At 30.6% G+C, this 7,281-nt stretch carries 8 protein-coding genes; 4 read left to right on the top strand and 4 right to left on the bottom strand.

The window, feature by feature from the left end; genetic code table 11:
* Window positions 1-1,301: 1,301 nt before the first annotated feature.
* From AC1DPQ_RS12475 to AC1DPQ_RS12460, 4 genes are all read right to left on the bottom strand, one after another.
* Complete coding sequence (locus AC1DPQ_RS12475; RefSeq protein WP_477578411.1) at window positions 1,302-1,424, bottom strand: hypothetical protein; 123 nt, start codon at window positions 1,422-1,424, stop codon at window positions 1,302-1,304.
* Window positions 1,425-1,429: 5 nt separating this feature from the next.
* Window positions 1,430-1,603 carry a class IIb bacteriocin, lactobin A/cerein 7B family gene (locus tag AC1DPQ_RS12470; RefSeq protein ID WP_477578413.1) on the bottom strand — a complete coding sequence of 58 codons (174 nt, stop codon included), beginning with the start codon at window positions 1,601-1,603 and terminating at the stop codon, window positions 1,430-1,432.
* A 601-nt stretch (window positions 1,604-2,204) separates the two neighbouring features.
* A complete protein-coding gene (locus tag AC1DPQ_RS12465) occupies window positions 2,205-2,396 on the bottom strand; it encodes a hypothetical protein (RefSeq protein ID WP_477609529.1) in 192 nt (63 codons plus the stop codon).
* Window positions 2,397-2,408: 12 nt separating this feature from the next.
* The gene (locus AC1DPQ_RS12460; protein ID WP_477578417.1) at window positions 2,409-2,576 is read right to left on the bottom strand and encodes a ComC/BlpC family leader-containing pheromone/bacteriocin; all 168 of its coding nucleotides are present in this window, start codon (window positions 2,574-2,576) and stop codon (window positions 2,409-2,411) included.
* Window positions 2,577-2,868: 292 nt separating this feature from the next.
* Between AC1DPQ_RS12460 and AC1DPQ_RS12455 the strand changes: the two genes are divergently transcribed.
* The 4 genes from AC1DPQ_RS12455 (at window position 2,869) to AC1DPQ_RS12440 (ending at window position 7,125) form a co-directional block, all read left to right on the top strand.
* Window positions 2,869-4,284, top strand: a complete 1,416-nt coding sequence (locus tag AC1DPQ_RS12455) for a S41 family peptidase (RefSeq protein WP_477609527.1) — start codon at window positions 2,869-2,871, stop codon at window positions 4,282-4,284.
* A gap of 132 nt (window positions 4,285-4,416) precedes the next feature.
* Window positions 4,417-4,596, top strand: a complete 180-nt coding sequence (locus tag AC1DPQ_RS12450) for a hypothetical protein (RefSeq protein ID WP_477578420.1) — start codon at window positions 4,417-4,419, stop codon at window positions 4,594-4,596.
* A gap of 159 nt (window positions 4,597-4,755) precedes the next feature.
* Window positions 4,756-6,066 carry a S41 family peptidase gene (locus tag AC1DPQ_RS12445; protein ID WP_477609525.1) on the top strand — a complete coding sequence of 437 codons (1,311 nt, stop codon included), beginning with the start codon at window positions 4,756-4,758 and terminating at the stop codon, window positions 6,064-6,066.
* A gap of 3 nt (window positions 6,067-6,069) precedes the next feature.
* Window positions 6,070-7,125, top strand: coding sequence for a sensor histidine kinase (locus AC1DPQ_RS12440; RefSeq protein ID WP_477578424.1), 1,056 nt, complete (start codon window positions 6,070-6,072; stop codon window positions 7,123-7,125).
* The last annotated feature ends 156 nt before the right edge of the window (window positions 7,126-7,281 follow it).

Below are 7,281 nucleotides of genomic sequence, written 5' to 3'. Positions count from 1 at the left end.
GTAGGGAAGCTAAATCCGCAATAATGAATAGTATGGTGGCAGAATAAATAATTTGTGTCCGTACCTTGGTATGGTGTAAAAAAATGATGGAATTATCTTCAAAATTGGCGTCTTCTATAAAAGGCATAATCATCAATTGGCTGGTTAAGGCCAAGTTTGTAATTATTAAATTATACAAGAAAAAAGATACACGAAAAGGGGGATTGTAGGGATGAAACTGTTTTTAATCTTTAGAAAATAAAAAAACCGATAGATACATCAATATGCATTATCGGTTCTCGATATTTCAAGCGTACCTTGCTTTCTAGGAATTAATTTATTTCATATTTAATTAAACACAACTTGTTTTTGCTCAAATTGCAGTTTAGATTAATTTAAGGTGATTAACGTTATTTAGACAAATCAACACCTACATTTTTACCATCAGGGTTTCCATCATTTCTGCCAATTTTATATGCAACCACCATGGTACTAAATAATAGTAAAAACAAGATGAACTTAACCCAATTATTTTCAAGTATTTTCATAGTGATATTGTGGTCTGAGCATTACTTATTTCCTTCTTATGGAGATTTGAATCTTTAGCAACACTAAGTCCAAAAGATTCTATTATTTCACCTAAGACTAGAACAGATAAAATAATACCCCATATTGTAGATAGTGTTTTTATTTTTTTTCTGAATTGTTATTCATATTGCTTTAACGAAAGTTAATTGTAAGAATCTTTTTTATAGGTTCTTCCCTCAGATTTTATTCATAAGACTAGTTAAAGATCATTTTCATAACATAAAACTGCCTAGCTCTTTACCGAAAAATAACCAGCAAAAATTAAGACAGAGCGATAAGAAATAGTACAAACAAATAAAGTCTGTCTTCTTTTTTTATTGAGCAATCCAGTAATCCATAGTATTAAATTATATCAGTTATAGATTTATACCCAAAAATCAATGGGTAACTATATAAATTACCCATTGATTAATTAACCTTTACAGTAGGTATAAAAGTTATCTGGTACTCAAAAATCTATTATTGTTCAATTTACTTATTATGTAAAAAAGAATAATACATTTTTCTACCATAATCTTCACCTTTTTGCCATGTTGCGAAACAAATAAATGTAATTATTGCAACTACCAACAAAATCTTATATTCTGACTTATTATTGTATTTATTCATAAATATTTGATAAAATTTTTAAAAACAATTCTCTTTCAAATACTATCCATACAAATGCATCTTATATTATAGATAGTTTACTCGTAAATATACAGAATTAAGTGAAAACTTGCTTCAGTAAACGATTATTTGTGCTTTGTAGATTCATCCCAGTACCCATAAGCTACAGCTGCAATAAATATTAAAGGTACTAATCCAAATCCACCATTGATTTCGGATTGCTCTTCTGTTGTTAGTTCTACTATCATGATTATTAATGTAATTGATTATACAACGTTCTACCCATTTTCTCTCCAAGGAACCATGCTCCTCCACAAACTGCTACTCCCGCTGCTATAATTGCAGGAATAATGCCGCCATTAATTTTTTTCATTTCCTTAGCGCCCAATTCCTGAACGCCAAAATTTTCTAATGCTAAATTTTTCATTTCGTTTAATTTAAATTTTATTCCTTACTCGTTAAAGGCTTTTCAGGTTTTGCCTATGTTGGTCTAACATGAAACAAGTATCTAGTTTTAGAATTCATTAAGAAAAAAAGATACACCAAATGGTATTTCTTAAGGACGAAAAAACAGCACGTTAATACAATTAACGATATAAAAAAATCCTTAATCGAAAAGTTATACTAAAAGAACTAGCGATGGATTTAGTTCGATAGCTATAAGGGCTTTGGAATTGAGCGCCGAAGAATTTGCAAAAAAACCTATAAAATATCAGCACACATCAGTACTAAATATTTCATAGGTTAAATACCTTCGTACAATTCAGATCCTTTTGAACAGAGATAATATGTCTTATCTGTTATGAAGTAACTGATTATTTAACAAAATCGTTTATTTCTGCAAACATCCCATTTAAAAATTCGACTCTATATCATAAAGAAATATAAATAAGAGCAAGAGTATAAAAATGGTATTGATTAAATTTTCATTTCTCTTCGTTAACGAATTTTCTATATTTTTCTATTTTATCATTCTATTAAAAACCGAGTTGTAAATTCATTTTAAATTTACAACTCGGTTTAATAAATTATAAATTATGTGCAATTAAATAAATTGTACTAGCTCCTCCAGTTAGGAAATGTGCCATTGTCCATACATATGATCTACCAATTAACTCTGCAGCGTCGCCTTTATCTCCACCATTAATATTTGTTAGCTCATGGTTTTCCAAAATAGACAGTCCCATAGAGTCGATTTGATTATTTTGTAAATTTTTCATTTCTTTTATCTTCTAATTAAAATCCTGTAATCCTTTTTTTACCCCTTCAATAAATCTTTCCCTATTATCATATAAATAAATTCCGTATCCAACTAACCACCAATTTCCACCATCAATCTTATTGACTTCTTTAGCATCTAACTCCTGAACATCAAAGCTTTCTAATTCTAATTTTTTCATTTCGTTTAATTTAAATTTTTGTTTCCTACTCTTTTCAGGCTTTTCAGGTTCCGCCTATGTTGGTCTAACATGAAACAAGTATTGGATATTAAATTTCAATCAAAAAAAAAGATACACCAAAGGGTATTTCATAAGGACGAAAAGAGGTTATAACAGCTGAAATAGCCAATATTGAATGAAACTGACGCTACCCCAAATCTTACATTTCCTACACAAAATATAAGACAAATATGTATTTTAAAATAGTTTATCCTTTAAGTATAAATATCGACTATAATTGTAACTGAAAACTATGAAAAAAATTATCTTCTATTTATTGCTCTTATTTCCATTTTATAATTTACAAGCACAGAACTGTAATTGCGGTGATAATTTCAATTACTTAACAGAAAGGATTTCTAAAAATTATGTAGGTTATTCCGATAAAGTAACACCTGCAAATAGCCAGCAGTTTAAAAAATTTACTGATAGTCTGCAACAGGTAGCCAATCAATCCACACCTTATAAATGTTTAAGCTTATGCCGCGAATGGTTAAGTTTTTTCAAAGATAAACACATATCATTTGGGATGGATTTTGATAAATTGAATCCAGATTCCGTAAGAAAGTTTTTTGCTATGGAAGAAAAAACCAATTGGACGGAAAACGCATTTAAATCTTACCTCGTACAGAACAAAGAAATTCTCGATAGCATTGAAGGAATTTGGAGCGTTGGCATATATGAAGTTGGAATCATTAAAGATACCAAACCCAATGAGTTTATGGGGTTTATATTAAAGGCCGATTCCATAAGATGGATGCCACAACAGGTCAAATTTAGATTGGCAAAAAAGGACAATCAGTATCAAACTATTTTCTTCGCTGGTGGAGACCATTCGGAACAACACCCGGTATTATCAAAACATGGCGATATATTAAATTTTGGGATATTCGGTAAGTGGGTTAAAGCGCCCAAACCTTTTCTAGCTGCTTTGCCTGTAAAAGAAATTGATCTCTCACCAAAATTCCGGGTTTTGGACAATGAAACGGCCATCTTTGAAATGCCATCTTTCGGCAAATTAGATTATGTGGCCCCCACAGCTACACTTATTAAGAAGAATGAAAACATATTAAAAAACACCAAACATTTAATTGTCGATTTAAGAAATAACAGTGGTGGCTCTGTTTTGGTATACGAAAAGTTAATGCCATACCTCTATACCAACCCTATACTAAAAGAAGGAGGATATGTTTTAGCAACGCCAGACAACATTAAAGATAGTGGTTATGCTAAGGAATATCCCGAAACCCCTGACAGCATAAAGAATGTTTTCAAGAAATATCTGATCGAGTTAAAGGCTCATGAGGGAGAACTTTATAAGTTATATCCTATTGATACCATCAAATTCAAAACAGTTTATAAAAATCCAGAGCGCGTTTCATTTCTCTTTAATGCCGGTACAGGAAGTGCTGCCGAATTGTTTTTACTAGAAGCCAAACAAAGTAAAAAGGTAAAATTATATGGTGAACATTCGTCTGGTGCTGTAGATTATACTGAATTTGTAAAAGTAGAAATGCCATGTAAATTCTACACGCTTTATTACCCTACCTGTAAATCTTTAAGATTACCAGATTATCCTTTAGATAACATTGGGATTAAACCCGATGTAGAAATACCTGCCGATACCGCCGATTGGATTGATTTTGTAAAGAAGTATAAAACTAAATAACGATTCACTATTTAAACTATACAATCTATTGGTTTGGTACAGACAAACGGCTGTTTGGTGTATAATTTTTCACTATTACATTCAGAAACAACACTTTTAAGCACATTTATTTAACTATCTATCATTACAATTATGAAAAACAAAAAATTAGAAAAAAAGACCGTGTTTCTTTTTAAGAAAAAATCAATTGCCAATTTGAGTAAAGAGCAGATGAGAAAAATTAACGGAGGGAGTAATCCAACTACTGAAAACCCTGTTTCAACAGGCACCAATATTTGCAATGAGACTCTTAACCAAACTATTTCTCTTTAACTTAATTCAATTTATTCTTCAGGAAACCAATCAACTACTTTCTACTAACTTTATTAAGTTGATAAAAAAATTATGAAAATTATATATTTATTACTTTGTCTATTTCTCTCGATTAATTGTGGGGCACAGGTTTGTAATTGTTCGGATAATTTTGAATTTATGGTGCAAAGAATTAAGAAAAACTATGTTGGCTATAATGACAAGGTTAATAAATTGAATCAAAAACAATTTGAGCATTTTACGGATAGCCTTCAAAAAATAGCGAATAAAACTGAAAGTAATAAATGTATTTCTCTTTGCAGAGAGTGGCTTGACTTTTTTAAAGACAAGCATATGACTGTTTTATTTAACACGAATCAACCAAAAGATTCTATTATTCATTTTTTCTCAAAAGAAGCGAAAACGAATTGGACTGAAGATAAACTAAAATCTTATTTAAATAATCCTAAAAGATCTGTAGATAATATAGAAGGCATTTGGAATCATGAATCTAATATTTTCAAACTTGGTATAGTTCGCGATAGTTTAATCCATAATGAGTTTATTGGGTTCGTGATTAAAGCTGATGGAATATTTTGGTCTCCACAACAAATTAAATTCAAGGTAAAAAAAATAAATCAAGCTTATAATTTCACCTATTTTCTCKCCAGAGATCACTCAGATTACCTAGCCAAAATGGACTTACTAAAAGATACCATTAATCTAAATGAGCTTGGTAAATTCTACAAAAATACACCGCTTGAGCAAAGATCTCAGCTGGGAATAAACAATCCTAAATTTAAAAATCTCGATGACAAAACAAGTCTTTTAACTATCCCTAGTTTTTCCATTGAGCTTAAAAAGGAGACAGATAGTTTGATGATTAAAAATGCTTCAGTACTACAAAATACCGAGCATTTAATTATCGATGTAAGAAATAATGCTGGCGGAGCTGCAAGTGCTTTCGGAGAAATACTACCTTACCTGTATACCAATCCAATTTTAACAGAGGAAGCACAGGTGTTAGCCACAGATGATAATATTAAAGATGGATATGAACGAATTATAAACTTAACTTCTGGCGATATAAAGGAAAGTTATATAAAAAAAGTAGCTAACCTAAAAGCACATCGTGGCGAAATGTATCTGCTTTACCGTGCTGATACTATCAAGTACAACTCTATATTAAAAAATCCTCAGCGTGTATCCATTTTAATGAACAAAAAATCGGTTAGTAGTGCAGAACTCTTTATTTTACAAGCTAAACAGAGTACAAAAGTTAAACTTTATGGCACCAATAGTTCAGGTTCCATTAACTACCTCGAACGCGTAGAAACCCAAATGCCTTGTATTTTTTTTACACTAGTTTATCCACCGGCAAGATTACTTATCGCGAACAAAGAAAAAGCCAATATCGGTATTAAACCCGATGTAGAAATACCTGCAAATGTTAAGGACTGGATAAAATTTGTTAAAGATTATAAATTGTAAATTTTGCTTTTACTCAAAAAACATACAGTACTGTTATACCATATCTACTTTTGGATAGCTTTTACAGCTTTAAACATAATTTTGCGCTTTTCAAGGAATCCAAATTATGTGGCTAATGTATGGGAAAACTTACTTACCGATATTTTAATATTAAACATTCCAACATTATACGGATTCTATATAAGTTGGTATGCTTATTCCAAATTTTTAGAACCAATTAAAGTAACCAAACTAATTGTATCTATAATTTTAATATTTATTACCTATACAATAGTTTGGTATGTGGTAGATTACTGGATACTGCCGCAGCTTGGCAAAGATTACACGCCAACATCAGAATTTATATTCTGGCAATTTATTGCAGTTATATTTTATATTTTTATTGAGTGTAACATTGTGGCATTCGGATTTCAATATTTCAAAAAAACGCTCAGGCATCAAAAGCGCTTAAGGCAAATACAAAACGAAAAATTAGAAATTGAATATGCTTTTTTAAGGGCTCAGATAAATCCACACTTTTTAAACAATACTTTGAACTTTTTTTACGCTAAATCATTGCCACTGTCCGAAGAATTGTCAAACGGAATAATGACATTATCAGAGATTATGCGCTATTCACTACAAATAGATCAAAATAATCAGTTGATGCCCCTAATGGACGAAATAGAACATGCAAGAAACATCATCAATATCAATAAATTACGTCTTAACAATCGTTTGTGTATAGATCTAAAAATTGAAGGGGATGCACAAAATGCTACAATTGTCCCCCTAACCTTGGTTACCCTACTTGAGAACATTTTGAAACATGGAGATTGCATTAATCAAGGCGCTGGCGCTCTGATTAGTTTGAAAATTGAGGAAGATAGAACCCTTATAATAAAAACTTTTAATAAAAAATATAGTAAACAAAATAAATCCTCTAATGGAACAAGTCTCGAAAATTTACAAAAAAGACTTAAAAGTTATTATGGGGCTTATTTTAAATTAAGTATAAATGATCAGGATGATTTCTATGCACTTAGCTTAACCCTACCCAATAAATATAAAACGCGATAAATAATTTAATTATCCCAATTAATTGTAAAATGATAAGCAAGTTAGAATTTCTCAAAAAGCATCGATTAATCATCTATCATATAAGCTTGTGGTTAGGATATATTGTGCTGACTATTCTAGCGGGTCTTTTCAAGTCACCTAAAGCTTATTCAACAG

This window comes from Pedobacter sp. 01T416_2, assembly GCF_056398925.1.
This window is presented reverse-complemented; position numbering and strand designations above follow the sequence as displayed.

Coding starts and splice junctions, on each gene's coding strand:
- AC1DPQ_RS12450 (WP_477578420.1), top strand. CDS start 4,417: ATGAAAAACAAAAAATTAGAAAAAAAGACCGTGTTTCTTTTTAAGAAA.
- AC1DPQ_RS12455 (WP_477609527.1), top strand. CDS start 2,869: ATGAAAAAAATTATCTTCTATTTATTGCTCTTATTTCCATTTTATAAT.
- AC1DPQ_RS12465 (WP_477609529.1), bottom strand. CDS start 2,396: ATGAAAAATTTACAAAATAATCAAATCGACTCTATGGGACTGTCTATT.
- AC1DPQ_RS12460 (WP_477578417.1), bottom strand. CDS start 2,576: ATGAAAAAATTAGAATTAGAAAGCTTTGATGTTCAGGAGTTAGATGCT.
- AC1DPQ_RS12470 (WP_477578413.1), bottom strand. CDS start 1,603: ATGAAAAATTTAGCATTAGAAAATTTTGGCGTTCAGGAATTGGGCGCT.
- AC1DPQ_RS12475 (WP_477578411.1), bottom strand. CDS start 1,424: ATGATAGTAGAACTAACAACAGAAGAGCAATCCGAAATCAATGGTGGA.